The organism is Rhodococcus sp. NPDC055112 (assembly GCF_053607505.1).
In genome coordinates this window covers 1-17,438 of record NZ_JBSGTR010000054.1, presented here as the reverse complement: position 1 = coordinate 17,438, position 17,438 = coordinate 1, and the positions used below count along the sequence as shown (strand labels likewise).

The following is a 17,438-nucleotide window of genomic DNA, read 5'->3' as shown; positions in this document are numbered from 1 at the left end:
ATGACCCGACCCCTTCGCCTCGTCGTCATCACCGGCAGTACCCGCGACGGCCGCTTCGGCCCGACGGTGACGAGCTGGTTCACCGGCCTCGCGTCGTCGATTTCTGCGATGGACCTCGACGTCGTCGACCTCGCGGACATCGAATTGCCTGTGGCGCACCCGGCCTGGGGCGCCCAGCCGAGTGCGGCGGTCGCGGGCCTCGGGGTGCGGCTCGAGGCGGCCGACGCCTTCGTCATCGTCACCCCCGAGTACAACCACAGCTTTCCCGCGGTGTTGAAGAACGCCATCGACCTGTTCCGTGGGGAATGGCGGGCCAAGCCGGTCGGATTCGTGTCGTACGGCGGCCAGGGCGGCGGCTTGCGCGCCGTCGAGCAGCTGCGGCTCGTATTCGCGGAACTGCACGCAACGAGCGTGCGCGACAGCGTCAGCTTCCATGGCGCTTCGGCCGTGTTCGACGGCGGCAGGCCGGTCGAGCCGGCGATCAGCAACTCGGCGGGCGTGAACATGCTCGAACAGCTCGAATGGTGGGGGTCCGCCCTGCGCTCGGCACGCGAGGCTCGGCCCTACGTCGAGGCGGCCTGACGCATGTGCCCCGTCGGATCGGCGGGGCACATGCGGGTTCTGGAGCGGTGGGCCGGTATTCGCCGGAGCCCGTCAGCTGACGGCGCCGACCAGAACGTCGATGGCCTGGCGGAACCGCGCATCGCTGCCCGCGCTCAGGGTGGACCAGGCCACCCCGTCGGCCGACACGCTCGAGGTGCCGACGATCCGGCCCCGGTCGGTGTCGAACACCGTGACGGGACCGCCGATCGGCTCGACCTTGCCGTCGCCGTGCCGGATCGCGACGATCTCTGCGCGCTCCCAGCAGCAGGCCAGCGCGGCGGACACCGCAACGACATCCTGATCGGCGACCCCGAGAGCGGCGAGCCGTCGCGCGGTGGACCTGGCGTCTGCGCAGTCCGCCAACGCGGCGACCAGCTGGTCGGTCGGCGCGTTGACCACTCCGAGGTCGACCGGCGACTGCCGTCCGATCGCGTCGAGCATCAGCTCCCCGGCGGGAGGCTCCGCGCGCTGCAGCACATACGAATCGGGCCCGCGGAGGGCGAGCACCGATCCGGTCGGTCCGTGCGCGAGGCAGAGCCGCGAGATCTCCTCCGCGACATACCACCGCAGCGCCACCTCCCAGTTCGGACGGGCCAGCACCTGAAGCCATTCGGCGACGTCCGGATGCACCGCGCCCGCCTCGAGGAGCCCGCGCTCGGCGAGGGTCGCCCTGGCGGTATCGAACGCGGCGTCCCTGGCGGCCACCGAGTCGAACCGTGCCGTCGCGTTCAGCACCACCGGCAGCTCGTCGATGCCAAGGATGTTCATCAGCAGATCCAGCTCGTCGAGGCCGAGCGTGACCGACTCCAATCGGGACGGCGCGGAAAGCGTGCCCGAGTCGATCACCGGTCGTACTCCTGGGGATCCGCGCCGAGGACCGCGGGGATTACGACGCGGCCGTCGCTGAAGTGCTCGAAGTTCTTCAAGTAGGCGGGGGTGTGGTGTTCCTCGTCGTCCTGGCCTCCGCCCGCAGCGCCGCCCATCATCGGGGAGCCGAGCTGGCCCCCGCGCGGACCGGCAGCGACGGCCGCCTCCGCGCGTGCGGCTCCGGAGGTGAACGCCTCCGAGCCGCCCGGCACACCCGTGACCCCGCCGCCGAGGCCGCCACCGGAGCCGCGGCCCCAGCCCTCGGGCAGCGTGGCGCGCCCGGCGCCACCGCCGCCGAAGCCGCCCGCACCGCCGCGGCCCATGCCACCGGCCGAGGTCATGGTGCGGGTGGCGCCCGAACCCGAACCCGAGCCCGGACGGCCGCCCGCGCCGGGACCCGCCGTCGGAGTCGCGGAGAAGCCGCCGAACGACTGGCCGGAGCCACCGCCGGTGATCGCGGACACCGCCGCGGGAGCGAGTGAGGTCGCGGTCGAGGTGACGGTGCTGAATCCGGCGCCCGCGATCGAGCCCGCCTGTGAGGCGGCGCTGACCACGGCCGGGTTCTGGGCGTGCGCCATCACCGCAGCGATGGCGGCGCCGGCCGGGTTGGTCCGCCAGTCGACGTCGTCCTTGTTCGTGGGCACCGCCTCCTGCGCGCCCGCGCCCGAGGCCTGCGCGCCGGTCGCCAACGGCGGCGGCGGGGTGAAGCTCTGCGGCACCGAGACCGCGGTCGATGCGGCCTCATAGCTCTCCATGACCAGCGCCGCCCGCAGATCCATCGCCCGGTCGGCGGCCTCCGCGGCAGCGCCTGCGCCGGCCAGCGAGCCCCCGACGGTGTGGGCCACGACCTTCGCGGTCTTGACGGCCGCGATCTCGGGCAGGCTCGGCATGGTGATCCGGGCCACGGAGTGCGTGCTGGCCGCGGCGGCGGCCTTGGCGGCCGTCGTCGTCGCCATCGCGGTGGACTCCTCGGTCCAGGCGGTGAACGGGATGAGCTTGGCGAGGGCGGCATCGGAGGCGAGTCCCTCCCAGCCCACCCGCAGCTCTTCCATCACCTTGGTCATGGTCGCGGACGCGTCCATCAGGCCGGCCGAGATGTTCGTCCAGGCGACGCCCGCCGCGGACAGCTGCACCGGCCCGACTCCCGCGTTGAGGGCGGTCGAGTTCCAGGTGGCCCCGCGAGGCATCCAGACGACGCCGGTGAATCCCATGGTCATATCGGTGTCTCCTCAGATCCGGTGTCGGACGCTCACATGCCCGCGGCGAGCGAGGCGCCTAGGGAATGGTCCTGGTTCTCGTACTCGGCGGCGTGCTTGCGCAGGGTGTCGGCGGCGACCCGCAGCTCGGCGACGCCGGTCGAGGCGGACGGCAGGAAGCTGTCCGCGACCGAGTTGAACGAGTTGGCGACCATGACCGAGACCTCTTCGGTGCCCGCGGGCGCCAGGTGCAGGGCAGGCGCGTTGAGCCGGACCGTGGCCTCCAGGCGCGCCGCGAGGGCGTCGAGCTGCGTCGCGGCGGAGATCAGGGCTTCGGGAGCGACATACACATGGCCTGACATGGTCGCGGCCTCCTTGAGGGCTCGGCGGAGCGGGGCCTGCGGGGCGATCCGCAGACACCGAGATTGGTCGTCATGAGGTTGGACGCGGCGCGCGCCCGACCGGTTCCCACCAATTTCGCCGACCGCGCCCGTTACCCCCAGCCGAGCTGGTGCAGGCGCTCTTCCTCGATGCCGAAGTAGTGCGCGACCTCGTGGATCACCGTGATCGCGACCTCTTCGATCACCTGTTCCTCGGAATCGCAGACGTCGAGGAGGGCCTCGCGATAGATGGTGATGGTGTCCGGCAGCGAGCCGCCGTAGTGGCTGTCGCGTTCGGTCAGCGCGATGCCGTGATAGAGCCCGAGCAGTCCGGGTTCCTCGGGATCGCGGTCCTCCACCAGCACCACGACGTTGTCGATCGCGCGGGCGAGTTCGGCGGGGATGAGGTCCAGCGCCTCTGAGACCAGCTCCTCGAAGCGGGCCTCGGTCATCTGCACGGTCACGTCAATTGCCCGCGCCAGGCAGCGGAACCGGCAGCGAACGGCCCTCGGGGACCGGCGGCGGCGGAATCGGCGGTGCGCCGTTGATCAGGATGTCGCCCTTGGCCGAGTTGACGATCGAGGCGAACCCGCCGGTGTCGAGCTCCTTGCCGACCGAGCAGGTGACCTTCCGGCTGCCGGCCAGCCAGCTGGTCAGGTCGATGTTGTCCCAGAACAGGGTGAGGGTCTTGTTCCGCAGCGCGTCCGGCGAGCCGAGGAACTCGTTCGACGCCTGCGTGCACGTCTCCTCCAGGTACTTGTCCTGGTCCGGGATGTCGGGGAAGCCGCCGGTGAACTTGGCGCCGAGGTCGACCACCGAGATCACCTCGAAGGCGTGCGGGTCCGTGCAGGGGACCGGGTCCGTCGGGACGTTCTGGTTGATGCCGATGCAGGTGCCTGCGTCCCAGGTCTTCGACTGGTCCTGCCCGGCAACCGTCCCGTAGATCGATTGCGGGTTGCCGGTCGTGCCCGAGTACTGCAGACCACAGCGCAGCGTGCGCTCCCCGGCCGCCCAGCCCGCGACCCCGGGGTTGATCAGGCCGACGCTGAACTTGCCGTTCGGATCGAACTTGGCACCGAGGTACTCGTTCACGGCTGGGGCGCAGTGCTCGTCGCGGAGCTGGGAGAACCGGAGCACGCCAGGGAACTTCGAGCCGGGGCCGAACTCGGTGCCGGGGAAGTTGCTCAGGTCCACCTCGGAGGCGACCTCGAACAGGTGCTCCGAAGAGCAGTCCACCTTCTCCAGATCGCTGGCGTCGTCCTCGTTCCACGTCAGGCAGTCGCCCGCGTGGGCGGTGCCGAACGCGCTGCCCGACACCGCGCCGGTCGACATCGGCCCGCCGGTGTTGGCGTGCGTGCTGAGGTCGTTCTCGCTCTTGAAGCCGCCGGAGAAGACCGCGGTCGCGATGGCGGCGATGATCGCGCCGAGCGCGATGGCGGCGAGAGCACGCCGGGTCATGGTCGCGGACAGATGGTGTCCGGGTTTGTCGGCCGACGGGGTGCCCGAGTCGCGGATCGCCTCGGCGTCGAGGCGCGCGTCGTCGCCCCGACCGGAGGCGTCGCGTTCGTTGGCATGTTCGTCCGACATCTCGTCCATAATGCCCGTTGGTCGCGCCGATGCCGAACCTTCCCCCGCACGCGTTGAGGGCCGTGCCCACGTACCAAGTAAGGTTTGTGGTCGTGATTGACCTCAAGTTCCTGCGCGAGAATCCCGACGTCGTCCGCGAGTCACAGCGCACCAGGGGCGAGGACCCGGCCCTGGTCGACGCGCTGCTGGCGGCCGACGAGGCCCGCCGCGCCGCGGTGCTGGCCGGCGACAACCTCAGGGCGGAGCAGAAGGCGCTCGGCAAGAAGGTCGGCCAGGCGTCCGCGGAGGAGCGGCCCGCGCTGCTCGCCGGGTCGAAGGAACTGGCTCAGAAGGTCAAGGACGCCGAGGCCGCGCAGCACGAGGCGGATGCCGCGCTCGACGCCGCGGCCCGTGCCATCTCGAACATCGTGCAGGAGGGCGCACCGGCGGGCGGCGAGGACGACTTCATCACCCTCGACACCGTCGGCGAGATCCCGTCCTTCGACTTCGAGCCGAAGGACCACCTCGAGCTCAGCGAGTCGCTCGGCCTGATCGACATGGAGCGCGGCGCCAAGGTGTCCGGCGCGCGCTTCTACTTCATGACCGGCTACGGCGCGATGCTGCAACTCGGCCTGCTGCAACTGGCCGCGCAGAAGGCGACCGCGAACGGCTTCACCCTGATGATCCCGCCGGTGCTGGTGCGGCCGGAGATCATGCAGGGCACCGGGTTCCTCGGCCAGCACTCCGAGGAGGTGTACCACCTGGAGCAGGACGACCTGTACCTCGTCGGCACCTCCGAGGTCCCGCTCGCCGGGTACCACTCCAACGAGATCATCGACCTGAGCGAGGGCCCGAAGCGGTACGCGGGCTGGTCGTCCTGCTTCCGGCGTGAGGCGGGCAGCCACGGCAAGGACACCCGCGGCATCATCCGCGTGCACCAGTTCGACAAGGTAGAGATGTTCACCTACTGCAAGCCGGAGGATGCCGACGCCGAGCACCAGCGGCTGCTCGCATGGGAGCGCGAGATGCTCGCGGCCATCGAGGTGCCCTACCGGGTGATCGACGTCGCCGGTGGCGACCTCGGTTCGTCCGCCGCGCGCAAGTTCGACTGCGAGGCATGGGTTCCGACCCAGCAGGCCTACCGCGAGCTGTCGTCGACCTCGAACTGCACGACCTTCCAGGCTCGCAGGCTCGGCACCCGCTACCGGGACGAGAACGGCAAGCCGCAGACCGCCGCGACCCTCAACGGCACGCTGGCGACCACCCGCTGGATCGTCGCGATCCTGGAGAACCATCAGCAGGCCGACGGCAGCGTCACCGTGCCGGTTGCGCTGCAGCCGTTCGTCGGGACCGACGTCCTGCGGCCCTAGTTCCCGGTAACTTCGGTCGACATGACGGACGATCCGATCGACCCCCGGCTCCAGGAGATCGCGCAGCGGGTCTTCGACGCGGCCAGGGCGGGTGACGCCGCGACCATCGCCGCCTACCTCGACGCGGGTGTGCCGGTGAACCTCACCAACGGCACCGGCGACACATTGGTGATGCTCGCCGCGTACCACGGCCACGCCGAGACGGTGCAGCTGCTGATCGAGCGGGGCGCGGACGTCGACCGGCTCAACGACCGCGGTCAGTCGCCGGTCGCGGGCGCCATCTTCAAGGGCGAGGAGGCCGTGGTGCGTGCACTCGCCGCCGCCGGGGCCGATCCGAATGCAGGCCACCCGACCGCCGTCGACTCGGCGAAGATGTTCGGCAGGGAGGACTACCTGCAGCTGTGGCGCGCGTAGTCGCTCAGCCGTGCTCGCCGCAGACCGACTGCCAGATCCGTTCGGGCAGGACCTTCGCCGCCTCGTCCATGTCGATGCCAGGCGCCGCGGACAGCCAGCGCCTGCTGGTCTCCGCGACCGGTCCGATCACCAGCATCTCGATCAGGGCGGGGGACAGCGCGACCACCCTGCCCGCCTCGACGTGCGGGGTCATCCAGTCGGACATCGCCTGCATCCGGGGTGCCTTCTCGGCCGCGAGCTCCCCGGCATGCGCGGGCAGGAAGCCCGAGTACGCGGAGGCGTGGATGAAGTGTGCCTGGGCGCGGTGCCGCCCCACCCAGTGCAGGTAGGCCGCGGCCATCGCCTTGACCCCGGTCCGCGCGGTGCGGCAGCGGACCAACTCGGCGATCAGCGAGTCCAGCAGATCGGACATGCACCGGCTGTACAGCGCCGCGGACAGGCCGTCGAAGCTGCCGAAGTGGTGGTAGAGGCTGCCGACGCTGACCCCGCTCGCCTCGGTCACCGCGGTCATGGTGAACCCGGAGGGCCCGGACCGCGCGAACACCGCCAGCGCTCCGTCGAGGAGCCGCTGCCTGGTCTCGGTGCCGCGATGCTGCGTGCCGATGTCCACCTCCATGGCCCACGGGCAGAGCATTGACATGCCGCCGCCCATTGACAACACTTTCTAGAAAAGCTCTCTAATTTTAGCGGAGGGATCTGCACATGCGCGAGTTCGAGGTTCCGGCCACCTTCACCATCCCGGCCGATGTGTCGATGGCGGACACGGTGTTCCGGCACGCGCAGGATTCGCCGGACTTCGTCCCGTTCCAGCTGTCGTCCGGGTCGGGCTGGTCCGACGTCACCGCCGCCCGGTTCGCCGAGGACGTCACCGCCGTGGCGAAGGGCCTGATCGCCTCCGGGGTCGCGTCGGGGGACCGCGTCGCGATCATGTCGGCGACCAGGTACGAGTGGGTGCTGCTCGACTACGCCATCTGGAGCGCGGGTGGCTGCACGGTGGCGATCTACGAGACTTCGGCTGCGGCGCAGGCGAAGTGGATCCTCGAGGACTCGGGGACCACGCTGCTCGTCGTCGAGACGCAGCGGCACGCCGACACGGTCCGCGAGGTGGCGGCCACCGCGCCCGCGCTGCGCGAGACGCTGCAGATCGACGAGGGCGCGGTCGACGAACTGATTCGCCGTGGCGCGGGGGTGGACGACGCGGAGCTGCGCGCCAGGCGCGCAGCCGTGGGGGCGAGCTCGCCGGCCACCCTCATCTACACGTCCGGCACCACCGGTCGCCCGAAGGGCGTGCAGCTGACCCACGCGAACCTGTTCGCCGAGTCGGTGGCCGTGCGCACCGCGCTGAGCGAGGCCCTCGTCGAGGGCAAGCGGACCCTGATGTTCCTGCCGCTGGCGCACGTGTTCGCGCGCGCCATCTCGGTGGGAGCGTTCGATGCGAAGGTCACCGTCGCGCACACCGCGGACTGGACGACGCTGGTCGACCAGTTCGCCGCGTTCAAACCGAATTTCATCCTGTCCGTGCCGCGGGTGTTCGAGAAGGTCTACAACGCGTCCCGGCAGAAGGCCGTCGACGGCGGCAAGGCCAAGATCTTCGACAAGGCGGCGGCGACCGCGATCGAGTGGAGCCGCGCCAGGGACGAGGGCGGCCCTGGCCTGGGGCTTCGGCTGCGGCACGCGCTGTTCGACCGGCTGGTCTACGGGAAGCTGCGGGCGGCGCTCGGCGGCGAGTGCGACCTCGCGGTCTCCGGCGGTGGCCCGCTCGGTGCCCGGCTCGGGCACTTCTTCCGCGGTGTCGGGCTGCCGATCTACGAGGGGTACGGCCTCACCGAGACCACCGCTGCGGTCACCGTGAACACCTCGTCCCGCCAGCGCGTCGGCACCGTGGGCCGCCCGCTCGACGGGCACGGGGCGCGGATCGCCGACGACGGCGAGCTGCTGGTGCGCGGCCCGGTGGTGTTCGACGGGTACTGGCACAACGAGCAGGCCACTGCGGACGCCTTCGTCGACGGCTGGTTCCGCACCGGCGATCTCGGGACGATCGATGACGCCGGGTTCGTCACCATCACCGGCCGCAAGAAGGAGATCATCGTGACCGCGGCGGGCAAGAACGTCTCACCGTCGCAGCCGGAGGACGCGCTGCGGGCGCACCCGCTGATCGGTCAGTGCATGGTCGTCGGCGACGCGAAACCCTTTGTCGGGGCACTGATCACGATCGACCCCGAGGCGCTGCCCGGATGGCGGGAGCGCAACGGGGTTGCCGCCGACGTGCCGCTCGCGGAGCTGATCGGTCACCCGGCGCTCGTCGCGGAGATCGATGCCGCGGTCGCGGAGACCAATGCGCAGGTGTCCTCGGCCGAGCAGATCAAGAAGGTCCGGATCCTGGCCGTCGACTGGACGCAGGAGACCGGCGAGTTGACCCCGAAGATGTCGCTCAAGCGCAACGTTGTCCTCGAGCGCCACGCGGTCGACGTCGAGGAGATCTACGCCTGACGGTCAGCGGGCGCCGGTCACCAGGTCGCGCTCGGCGTCCGCGCGGAGGTCGTACTCGGCGCGGGCCCTTGCGACCTCGTCCTGATGCAGTTCGGTCCAGCTGACCAGCGCCTGGATCGTCTCGTGCAGCGTCTCGCCGAGCGGGGTGAGCGCGTAGTCGACCCGCGGTGGCACCACGGGGTACACGGTGCGGCGGACCAGCCCGTCGCGTTCGAGCTGTCGCAGCGTGACGGTCAGCATCCGCTGGCTGATGCCGTCGATCTCCCGGCGTAGTTCGGTGAAACGCAGGGTCCGCCGGTCGAGCAGCGCGATCACCAACAGCGACCATTTGTCCGCGATCCGGTCCAGGATCTGCCGGACCTCGCAGTCCTCCCTGGTGTCCCACTGGTAAGGGTCCCGGTCGTCGCCGGTATCGGCGCAGTGAGTCGGTTCCTTTGAAGTGCCTTCTTCCATACATACCGATGGTGCCCAATGATTGGGTCAGTTACAAGAGGGAACCGACCCAATGGCAAGGAACCGGGGTCGATGGGTTCCCGGCGACCGACCGGAGGAGCGTTCAGTGCTGGACTCACCGCAACCACCCCTGCTCGAACGAGATCGCGACCGCTTCAGCGGCCGGGAGTGGGCCATGCTCCTCGTGCTGTGCGGCGCGATCTTCCTCGAGGGTGTCGACGTGTCGATGTTCGGCGTTGCGCTGCCCTCGATCCGCGCCGACCTGTCGATGTCCACCGCCGAGCTGCAGTGGGTGATCAGCGCTTACGTGCTCGGCTACGGCGGCTTCATGCTGCTCGGGGGTAGGGCGGCCGACCTGCTAGGCCGCCGTCGGATGTTCCTGCTGTGGCTCGCGGTGTTCATCGCCTTCTCCGGTCTCGGGGGACTCGCCTCCGAGGGCTGGGTTCTGATCGCCGCCCGCTTCGTGACCGGGGTGGCCGCTGGCTTCATGGCCCCCGCCGGACTGTCGATCATCACCACGACGATCGCCGAGGGGCGCAAGCGCAACCAGGCGCTGCTGGTGTACGCGGGGACGGGCGCGGCCGGCTTCTCGCTCGGCCTCGTCGTCGGTGGTGTTCTCGCCGAGTTCTCTTGGCGCTGGGTCTTTTTCGCCCCGGTGATCCTCGCCGCGCTGATCCTGTTCGCAGGTGTCCGGCTGATCCCGGCGCAGGCGCGTCCGGCCGCCAGGTCGATGCGGGACTTCGACCTGGTCGGCGCGTTCAGCGTCACCGGAGCGATGCTGCTGCTGGTCTACGGCGTCGTGCGGGCACCCGACGTCCCGCTCGGCGCGACGGTCGCCGCGCTGGCGGGCAGCGCCGCGTTGCTGGCACTGTTCGTCGCCGCCGAACGCCAGGTGCCCACGCCGCTCGTACGCCTGGGCATCCTGCGGTCGGGGCCCCTGGTCCGCGCGAACCTGGGCGCGATCCTGTTCGCTGGCTCGTTCGTCGGGTTCCAGTTCATCCTGGTGCTCTACCTGCAGGAGCTGCGCGGATGGTCGGCACTGGCGACCGGACTGGCCATGCTCGCGGTGGCGGGCGATGCGGTGCTCGCCCCGACGCTGACCCCGTGGTTGGTGAACCGGTTCGGGAACGTCCGGGTGATCTTCGCCGGGCTGCTGGTGGCCGGGGTGGCGTACGTGTCGTTCCTGTGGATCGGCGCCGATACGGCCTACGCGGTGATGCTGCCCGCGCTGATCCTCATCGGTGTCGCGTTCGCGCTGGTGTACGGACCGCTGACGATCGCAGGGACGGACGGGATCGCGGAGGACGAGCAGGGCCTGGCGGGCGCTCTGCTCTACACGTCCTGGCAGCTCGGCTCGGCGCTCGGGCTGGCGGTGGTCACGGCGGTGCAGGTCACCACGCTCGGCGCCGACCACTCGGAGGCCGGCCTGCTCGACAGTTACCGTGCCGCCCTGACGGTTCCGGTACTCGCCATCGCCGCTGCGGCCGTCATCACCGCGTTCGGTCTGCGGGCCAGGGCACAGGTGCGTCCGGCGGAACGCGTGCCGGTCGCGGCCTGACTCCGCCGCCCCTGACGTCCCGCGCGCTACCGGCGCGCGGGACGCTTCCGCGCGCCCGGGCAGACGCGCCGGTCACCGCCTCACGCGGCGCTCTGGAAGATTCCGGGGGGCTCGCAGGCATCGGGCGCCACCTGGTCCCTCCGGTCTTGGAGGTCCCCGCCACGCTCCATGCGTTCTCGCTCCTGGTCGCGCCATGTGTCGTCGTCCCGGTCCATATCCCCGTCGCCGAAGGGTGAGCTCGCGTTCTCGGGCTGTACCTGACAGGGGACCGGGTCCTGCGCGGCCGCGTTCGTTCCCGCTCGGTCGTCTCCGTAGCCGCCGAAGAGCACGGCGGCGGCCGCGAGGGATCCGAACATCCAGGTGATCGCGAGTTTCACTGCCTCGTCCTTCCAGTGCGGGAAGGAGGGTCGGCGCGATACGGGCCGCGATATGGGCACAGCGTTGTCCCGGCGACATGCCGATCGTCGTCGCCCAGCCTTCCGGCAGGCTTCCGTCATGCTCGCGACCCGGCAGTGCCATCGACCGTGCGATCGCCCGCGCGCCCACCGGAAGTGGTGGCCGTGGACATGGCGCGCCTCGAATAACCGTGTTCCAGTGCAACCAGCCGGCGCCCGGTGATATTCCCGATGACGGTGCGTGAACTGCTGTTCGCCGCGGTGGGTGTGCGGTGGCCGCCGAGTGGTTTCTCCCCGATGTGAGCATCCTTCGTCAGGCAATTCGGACGTGATGAACTGTCTCGCGCGGGAGGGGGTCATGACTGTTACGGTCGGTGCGGCGGAGTCGAAGTCGACCGTTCCGGATGTGCGTACGCCTGTGGGGGGCAAGTTGATCAGTCGGATCGCAGTGACGACAGCGTGTGTGTTCGCGTTGGTGCTCGGCAGTGCGGGTGCCTCCGGGGCATCAGCGGTGGGAGTGACTGTCCTTCCGCCGCTGTCCGGTCGGTCTCCGGTGGGAACGACTGTGCTGCATCTCGTCGATGAGTCGCGGCAGGATCCGTTTCGGCCTGATCGTCGACGTGAATTGATGGTGTCGGTGTTCTACCCGGCAGCCGATGCCGACTCGCATCCGCGCGCGCACTATGTGTCCACCGATGTTGTTCCTGGACTGGAGAAGCGCTTCGGTGTCGCGCTGCCCGGATTGTTGACCAATTCCCACACGGACGCGCAGGCACTGGCCGGCGGCGAACACCCGGTCCTCCTGTATTCGCCGGGCGGAGGAGTCTCGCGGCTGCTCGGGACCGGCCTGGCCGAGGACCTGGCCAGTCGAGGCTATGTGGTGGTGACCATCGACCACACGTATGAGGCTCCGGCCGTGGAATTCCCCGGCGGGCGGATCGTCCAGGCCGCGCCCGTCGATGGGGGCATCGGGAAGGACGTCCGGCAGAAGTTCATGGCTGCCAGGCTGCTCGACACGCGGTTCGTCCTCGACTCACTCACCCGGTTGGCAGGCGGCGTGAACCCCGACGCCGATCACCGTGAACTGCCGATCGGTCTCGATCGCGCGCTCGACCTGGATCACGTCGGGATGGTCGGCCACTCCTCCGGCGGGTACACCGCGGTCGAGGCGATGCACGGCGACCGCCGCATCGACGCCGCGGTCGATCTCGACGGTCAGATCGGTGTCGATGAGCAGTTCGGACGCGCCGTCACCGAGGGGGTGGATCGTCCGGTCCTGGTCATGACGAGCCAGCAGATCGAAGAGGTCGGGGACGCCAAGCCGTCGCTGGATGCGTTCTGGCAGAACGCCACTGGCTGGAAGCGTGCAGTGACGATGCGGGATTCGGCGCACTACGACTTCACCGACATGTCCGTGCTGGTACCCGAGGTGGTACGACCGGCTGCCGCGCGCTACATCGGGCCCATCGCGGCCCAGCGCTCGACGGCCCTCGTCCGCACGTATGTCGCGGCCATGTTCGACAAGTTCCTGCGGAACAGGTCGGACACCGTGCTCGATCGATCGCCAACGGATCCGGAGATCGTCGTACCGCGCTGATTCGCCGCGAATTGCCGTAGTCCGGTGCGGGCCTACAGCTTCGAGGACCGGAGCTCGTGGCCCTTCGACGTCTTGCAGCGCCCGGTCTCGAGGTCCCACTGCCAGCCGTGCAGGTTGCAGGTGAGGTTGGTGCCCTCGACGACGCCGAACTTGGACAGGTCCGCCTTCAGGTGCGGGCAACGTCGCTGGATCTCGTAGCCACCGACCTCGATCGACGCGGAGTCGTCGTGCGCCTCGGAGAACCAGCCGTCGGCGTATGCGATCCGCTCGTCGGTCAGGCACTTGAAGAAGGTGTAGAGGAATTCGTTGTAGCCACCGACCCGCCACGCCTGGAACCGGGTGGACAGGAAGATGGTGTTCACCCAGTCGGGCTCGTCGTCGCGCAGGACCGTGCGCACCAGCTCGGGGGCGATGCGGAAGCCGTACCGGTACTTGCCCTCGCCCTCGATCGGCTCGCGCACGGTGCGGTTCGGGAAGTCGAGGACAACCGTCTCCTCGCCCATGACCAGGCCGACCGGGTACCCGATGCCGTCGCAGATCAGGTCGGACTGCGCCATGATCGGCTCGAACTTCGCCTTCAGCGGCCCGAGTAGCGGCTCGCCCTCGGCCGGCGCCCATGACGCCTTCTCCGCCGCGAGGACCGGCGCCATCCGCTGCGCCATGTCCTCGATGTAGGCGGCCTTGTCGCTGAAGATCTTGTCGACCTCGGCATCCGGGATCGGGTGCGTCAGGGTCAGCTCGGAGCCGTGGACGTCCACCGTCGAGCCGGGGATCATCAGCACGCCGCCATCGTTGCCGTGGATGCGCATCTGCTCGAGGAAGACGATCTGATCCGGGAAGATGTTGCCCTCGTCGTCGTGATCGTCGTTGAGGTAGCGCAGCTCCTCGTCCAGGAACACCGGGGGACCAGCCGAGGGCACCACCCAGGTGGCCCCGACCTGCTCGATGTAGCTGCGGCAGCGGTCCATGCCGCGCTGGCGCTTCTGCTTGCCGAAGTTCGACTTGGTGCGCGAGGGGATGTCGTAGACCATCGGGTACCAGATCGCGCCCGAGTACTGCAGCAGGTGGATGTCGATCTTGCCGAACTGCTCGTGCAGCACGTCCATGTCGACCGGGCGCGCGTCGTTCATGTTGAAGCAGGTGGTCTCGCCGTCGGAGACGACAAGGCCGGAGTCGCCGATCGGGCCGTCCGCGGGGGCGCGCAGCGCGATGATCATCACATCGAGGTCGCCCACCCTGTGCTTGACCGAGTCCTCGGTCTCGAAGAACTTGGTGAAGCCCAGCTTCTCCAGCTCGCGCTTGAGATCCGGCACCGGGTAGTCGGGCAGCAGCACCGTCGCGTCCTTGTTGACGTGCTTGGTGAGCGTCTCCGGGTCGAAGTGGTCTTTGTGCAGGTGCGAGACGTAGAGGTAGTCGCAGTTGCCGAGGGCATCCCAGTCCAGCCCGGTGTTGTCCGGGAACGGGAACCACGATGCGAAGTAGGCGGGGTTCACCCAGGGGTCGCACAGGATCGATCCGGCCTTGGTCTGGATGTGGAATCCGGCGTGTCCGACGCTGGTGACCTGCACTGGTAGTCCTCCTGGGGGGTTTACGACGCCTCCAGGGTAGGCGGCCGAGAGGCCGCCCGGCACCTCGCGTGGCGTCGGCCACTCCAAGAAGGGACCAAGGTCCTTCCGTCGGCGATCGCCTCCGCCGCGTCCGTACGGTGGATGCGGTGCATGCTCGGAACAGTCCTCGCCACCCGGTTCGTCACCCGCGCGCGGCGGATCGACCATCGGGGCGACACCGTGCACGGCGGCGACGACGGGGCGGGCGGGCCCGCCTGCTGTCGGCCTCGTTGTCCGCGATGGTGCTCGGCGGCGTCGGCCTCGGCTGGGCGGCGCAGTCCCACGTGACCGCGGGGCTGCAGTTCTCGAATGCGCTCGACGGGCTCGCGGGGGACGGCCCGAAGTCCCGGCACGGCGACGCGAACATCCTGTTGATCGGATTGGACAGCCGCAAGGCGATGGACGGCAGCGACCTCCCCGCACAGTTCGTCACCGACGAGCTGCACGCGGGGGACAGCGGTGTCGGCGGCTACAACACGAACACGCTGATCCTGCTGCACGTCCCCGGCGACGGCAGCCGGGCGACGGCGGCCGCGATCCCGCGCGACGACTACGTGAGCGTCCCCGGGTACGGGATGCGCAAGATCAAGGAGGCCTACGGTCTCGCCAAGGCCGACGAGGACATCCGGCTGGCCGAGGCGGGCGTCGACGACGCGGAGCGGGAACGGCAGGCGCGCGACGCGGGTCGCCGCTCGACGCTCGCGACGGTGCAGAACCTGCTGCAGGTGCCCATCGACCACTTCGCCGAGGTGAACATGCTCGGCTTCTACCACCTGGCGCAGGCGGTCGGTCCCGTCAAGGTCTGCCTGAACAACGCCGTGCAGGACGACTTCTCCGGGGCAAACTTCAAGGCCGGTGTGCAGTCACTCGACCCGGCGCAGGCGCTGGCGTTCGTGCGCCAGCGGCACGGCCTCGACAACGGGGACCTGGACCGCACGCACCGCCAGCAGGCGTTCATCGCCGGGGTAATCGCCAACCTCAAGAGCAGCGGCGTGATCGGCAACATCGGCAAGATGCAGGCGCTGGTGGACGTGGTCAAGAAGGACGTCGTCATCGATTCGGGGATGGACCCGGTGTCCTTCGCCTTGCAGGCCGAGAACCTGACCTCCGGCAACCTGGACTTCTTCACGCTGCCGATCGAGGAATACGCCACGATCGACGGGCAGTCCGTGAACCGGGTCGACCCGGACCGGCTGCGGGCGGAGATCGCGGCGCTGTTCGGAAGCGGCCGGTCCGCGGTCGTGCAGGGCGGCATGCAGGCGCCGAGTCTGCCGGACCGTGACGAGCCCGCGCGGGGCGCGGCGCCGGACCCGGCGCCGGACGCGGGTCTGCGCGCCTTCGCGGGCGACGTGCCGTCCTCGGGGCCGCAGGGCGGGGCCGTGCGGGCGGACGACGGCATCCCCTGTGTCGACTGACCCGACCCGGGTGCGTTGACTGACCGGCCGGGTGTGGTGAGTCCGTCCCGCTCTCGTCGTGGTGGGCCGGATCACGGCGGTCGGGCTACGCTGGCCGACGTGGAACCCGTCTACAGAACGATCATCGGCGTCGCCCGCGTGGTGTTCGCCGCCGAGGGATTGAAGTTCACCGTCAAGGGTGACGAGCACATCCCGGCCACGGGTGGGGCGGTCATCGCCGTCAACCACACGGGGTACATGGACTTCACCTACGCCGGTTTGCCCGTGCGCACGGTGAAGCGCTACATCCGGTTCATGGCGAAGAAGGAGGTCTTCGACAACAAGATCTCCGGGCCGATCATGCGCGCGCTCAAGCACATCCCGGTCGACCGCGCCGCGGGCGCCGAGTCCTACCGAGCGGCCGTCGACGACCTGCGCGGCGGGGAACTGGTTGGCGTGTACCCGGAGGCGACGATCAGCCGCAGCTTCGAGCTCAAGGAGTTCAAGTCCGGCGCCGCGCGGATGGCCATCGAGGCCGGGGTGCCGGTCATCCCGGTCGTGATCTGGGGCGCTCAGCGGGTCTGGACCAAGGGTCATCCGAAGCGGTTGGGGCGCACCAACACTCCGATCTCCATCGCCGTCGGCGAGCCGATCCAGCCGTTCGAGCCGGCCGGCGAGCTCACCGCGAAACTGCACGCGACGATGGAGTCGATGCTGCACGAGTTGCAGCAGGACTACGACCACCCGGCCGGCGCCTACTGGGTTCCCGCGCGCCTCGGTGGCGGAGCCCCCACGCTCGAGGAGGCCAACCGGATGGATGCCGAAGAGGCCGAGGCGAAGGCGGCACGTCGGGCGCAGCAGTGAGGCGTCGGCTGCTGCGCATCGCGGGTGCGGTCGTCGTCGTGCCGGTCGTCGTGCTGTTGGGCTCGATGGCGTGGGTGGCCGTCGCATCGGCCGGGCACGTGTACGACCCGGAGGACGCCCCGGAGGCCCCGGTGGTGATCGTGCTCGGCGCCAAGGTGAAGGACGGCAAGCCGATGTCCTTCCTCGCCGGCCGCCTGGACGTCGGCGCGCAGATGGTGCACGAGGGCAAGGCCCGCGCGGTGCTGGTCTCCGGCGACGCGAACGGCACGTCCGGCGACGAGATCGCCGCGATGACCGAATACCTGGTGGGCAAGGGCATCGATCGGTCGCTGATCGTCGGTGACGACTACGGCCTGGACACCTACGACACCTGTGCGCGCGCCGCCAAGACCTTCGGCGTGCGCAAGGCGCTGATCGTCAGTCAGGGCAATCACGTCGCCAGGGCGGTGGCGCTGTGCCGCGACGCAGGCATCGATGCCGACGGTGTGAAGGGTGAGTGCGACTGCCGCTTCATCACCGTGGCCAGGAACACCGCCCGTGAGTGGCTGGCCAGCCCGAAGGCCGTCGCGGACATGCTCAGCAGCAGGGAGCCGAAGGTCGTCTCGGATCCCGACGATTCGCTCGAGCGGGCGATGGCGGGCTGAGGGCGCAGAGCCCAGACGAGAGGCCGGCTCCCCGATGGGG

The 17,438-nt window shown here is 69.7% G+C and carries 18 protein-coding genes; 9 read left to right on the top strand and 9 right to left on the bottom strand.

Annotation, left to right across the window (positions count from 1 at the left end):
- Positions 1-582 (top strand): NADPH-dependent FMN reductase, encoded by a 582-nt coding sequence (locus ACWFRB_RS20405; RefSeq protein ID WP_452643086.1) that lies wholly within the window; start codon positions 1-3, stop codon positions 580-582.
- Between the two features lie 72 nt (positions 583-654).
- Here the strand turns inward: ACWFRB_RS20405 and ACWFRB_RS20400 are convergent, their stop codons facing one another.
- The 5 genes from ACWFRB_RS20400 to ACWFRB_RS20380 form a co-directional block, all read right to left on the bottom strand.
- A complete protein-coding gene (locus ACWFRB_RS20400) occupies positions 655-1,449 on the bottom strand; it encodes an ESX secretion-associated protein EspG (RefSeq protein ID WP_452643085.1) in 795 nt (264 codons plus the stop codon).
- Entirely contained in the window at positions 1,446-2,687 is a 1,242-nt protein-coding gene (locus ACWFRB_RS20395) for a PPE domain-containing protein (protein WP_452643084.1), read from the bottom strand. Before ACWFRB_RS20395 ends, ACWFRB_RS20400 begins: the two co-directional genes overlap by 4 nt.
- Before the next feature lie 32 nt (positions 2,688-2,719).
- A complete protein-coding gene (locus ACWFRB_RS20390) occupies positions 2,720-3,028 on the bottom strand; it encodes a PE family protein (protein WP_452643083.1) in 309 nt (102 codons plus the stop codon).
- Positions 3,029-3,159: 131 nt separating this feature from the next.
- Positions 3,160-3,510 (bottom strand): metallopeptidase family protein, encoded by a 351-nt coding sequence (locus ACWFRB_RS20385; RefSeq protein ID WP_077043246.1) that lies wholly within the window; start codon positions 3,508-3,510, stop codon positions 3,160-3,162.
- Position 3,511: 1 nt separating this feature from the next.
- Complete coding sequence (locus ACWFRB_RS20380; protein ID WP_452643111.1) at positions 3,512-4,504, bottom strand: septum formation family protein; 993 nt, start codon at positions 4,502-4,504, stop codon at positions 3,512-3,514.
- A 221-nt stretch (positions 4,505-4,725) separates the two neighbouring features.
- On the opposite strand from ACWFRB_RS20380, the gene serS reads away from it, so the two are divergent.
- Together serS and ACWFRB_RS20370 are read left to right on the top strand one after the other, a co-directional pair.
- Entirely contained in the window at positions 4,726-5,982 is a 1,257-nt protein-coding gene (serS, locus tag ACWFRB_RS20375; RefSeq protein ID WP_452643082.1) for a serine--tRNA ligase, read from the top strand.
- Positions 5,983-6,003: 21 nt separating this feature from the next.
- The gene (locus ACWFRB_RS20370) at positions 6,004-6,396 is read left to right on the top strand and encodes an ankyrin repeat domain-containing protein (protein ID WP_452643081.1); all 393 of its coding nucleotides are present in this window, start codon (positions 6,004-6,006) and stop codon (positions 6,394-6,396) included.
- A gap of 4 nt (positions 6,397-6,400) precedes the next feature.
- Here the strand turns inward: ACWFRB_RS20370 and ACWFRB_RS20365 are convergent, their stop codons facing one another.
- Entirely contained in the window at positions 6,401-7,036 is a 636-nt protein-coding gene (locus tag ACWFRB_RS20365) for a TetR/AcrR family transcriptional regulator (RefSeq protein ID WP_452643080.1), read from the bottom strand.
- Between the two features lie 62 nt (positions 7,037-7,098).
- On the opposite strand from ACWFRB_RS20365, the gene ACWFRB_RS20360 reads away from it, so the two are divergent.
- Entirely contained in the window at positions 7,099-8,886 is a 1,788-nt protein-coding gene (locus ACWFRB_RS20360) for an AMP-dependent synthetase/ligase (RefSeq protein ID WP_452643079.1), read from the top strand.
- A 3-nt stretch (positions 8,887-8,889) separates the two neighbouring features.
- Here ACWFRB_RS20360 and ACWFRB_RS20355 read toward each other — a convergent pair whose 3' ends face one another.
- Positions 8,890-9,339: a winged helix-turn-helix transcriptional regulator gene (locus tag ACWFRB_RS20355; RefSeq protein WP_452643078.1), complete on the bottom strand. Its 450-nt coding sequence runs from the start codon at positions 9,337-9,339 to the stop codon at positions 8,890-8,892.
- Between the two features lie 106 nt (positions 9,340-9,445).
- Here ACWFRB_RS20355 and ACWFRB_RS20350 point away from each other — a divergent pair, with 106 nt between their 5' ends.
- Complete coding sequence (locus tag ACWFRB_RS20350; protein WP_452643077.1) at positions 9,446-10,897, top strand: MFS transporter; 1,452 nt, start codon at positions 9,446-9,448, stop codon at positions 10,895-10,897.
- An 80-nt stretch (positions 10,898-10,977) separates the two neighbouring features.
- On the opposite strand, the gene ACWFRB_RS20345 is transcribed toward ACWFRB_RS20350, so the two are convergent.
- Complete coding sequence (locus ACWFRB_RS20345; protein WP_452643076.1) at positions 10,978-11,274, bottom strand: hypothetical protein; 297 nt, start codon at positions 11,272-11,274, stop codon at positions 10,978-10,980.
- 646 nt (positions 11,275-11,920) lie between these two features.
- Between ACWFRB_RS20345 and ACWFRB_RS20340 the strand changes: the two genes are divergently transcribed.
- Complete coding sequence (locus ACWFRB_RS20340) at positions 11,921-12,889, top strand: alpha/beta hydrolase family protein (protein ID WP_452643075.1); 969 nt, start codon at positions 11,921-11,923, stop codon at positions 12,887-12,889.
- A 32-nt stretch (positions 12,890-12,921) separates the two neighbouring features.
- On the opposite strand, the gene ACWFRB_RS20335 is transcribed toward ACWFRB_RS20340, so the two are convergent.
- Complete coding sequence (locus ACWFRB_RS20335) at positions 12,922-14,457, bottom strand: Rieske 2Fe-2S domain-containing protein (protein ID WP_452643074.1); 1,536 nt, start codon at positions 14,455-14,457, stop codon at positions 12,922-12,924.
- Positions 14,458-14,735: 278 nt separating this feature from the next.
- Here ACWFRB_RS20335 and ACWFRB_RS20330 point away from each other — a divergent pair, with 278 nt between their 5' ends.
- From ACWFRB_RS20330 to ACWFRB_RS20320, 3 genes are all read left to right on the top strand, one after another.
- Positions 14,736-15,911 carry an LCP family protein gene (locus ACWFRB_RS20330; protein ID WP_452643110.1) on the top strand — a complete coding sequence of 392 codons (1,176 nt, stop codon included), beginning with the start codon at positions 14,736-14,738 and terminating at the stop codon, positions 15,909-15,911.
- Positions 15,912-16,010: 99 nt separating this feature from the next.
- Positions 16,011-16,754, top strand: a complete 744-nt coding sequence (locus tag ACWFRB_RS20325; protein ID WP_452643073.1) for a lysophospholipid acyltransferase family protein — start codon at positions 16,011-16,013, stop codon at positions 16,752-16,754.
- Between the two features lie 65 nt (positions 16,755-16,819).
- On the top strand, positions 16,820-17,398 hold the full coding sequence (locus tag ACWFRB_RS20320; RefSeq protein ID WP_452643109.1) for a SanA/YdcF family protein: 579 nt from the start codon (positions 16,820-16,822) through the stop codon (positions 17,396-17,398).
- The last annotated feature ends 40 nt before the right edge of the window (positions 17,399-17,438 follow it).

Bases quoted from the DNA above. Each gene is read 5' to 3' on its own strand.
- ACWFRB_RS20330 (WP_452643110.1), top strand. From the start codon at position 14,736: ATGGTGCTCGGCGGCGTCGGCCTCGGCTGGGCGGCGCAGTCCCACGTG.
- ACWFRB_RS20390 (WP_452643083.1), bottom strand. From the start codon at position 3,028: ATGTCAGGCCATGTGTATGTCGCTCCCGAAGCCCTGATCTCCGCCGCG.
- ACWFRB_RS20355 (WP_452643078.1), bottom strand. From the start codon at position 9,339: ATGGAAGAAGGCACTTCAAAGGAACCGACTCACTGCGCCGATACCGGC.
- ACWFRB_RS20380 (WP_452643111.1), bottom strand. From the start codon at position 4,504: ATGACCCGGCGTGCTCTCGCCGCCATCGCGCTCGGCGCGATCATCGCC.
- ACWFRB_RS20365 (WP_452643080.1), bottom strand. From the start codon at position 7,036: ATGTCAATGCTCTGCCCGTGGGCCATGGAGGTGGACATCGGCACGCAG.
- ACWFRB_RS20340 (WP_452643075.1), top strand. From the start codon at position 11,921: ATGGTGTCGGTGTTCTACCCGGCAGCCGATGCCGACTCGCATCCGCGC.
- ACWFRB_RS20360 (WP_452643079.1), top strand. From the start codon at position 7,099: ATGCGCGAGTTCGAGGTTCCGGCCACCTTCACCATCCCGGCCGATGTG.
- ACWFRB_RS20405 (WP_452643086.1), top strand. From the start codon at position 1: ATGACCCGACCCCTTCGCCTCGTCGTCATCACCGGCAGTACCCGCGAC.
- ACWFRB_RS20320 (WP_452643109.1), top strand. From the start codon at position 16,820: ATGGCGTGGGTGGCCGTCGCATCGGCCGGGCACGTGTACGACCCGGAG.
- ACWFRB_RS20395 (WP_452643084.1), bottom strand. From the start codon at position 2,687: ATGACCATGGGATTCACCGGCGTCGTCTGGATGCCTCGCGGGGCCACC.
- ACWFRB_RS20370 (WP_452643081.1), top strand. From the start codon at position 6,004: ATGACGGACGATCCGATCGACCCCCGGCTCCAGGAGATCGCGCAGCGG.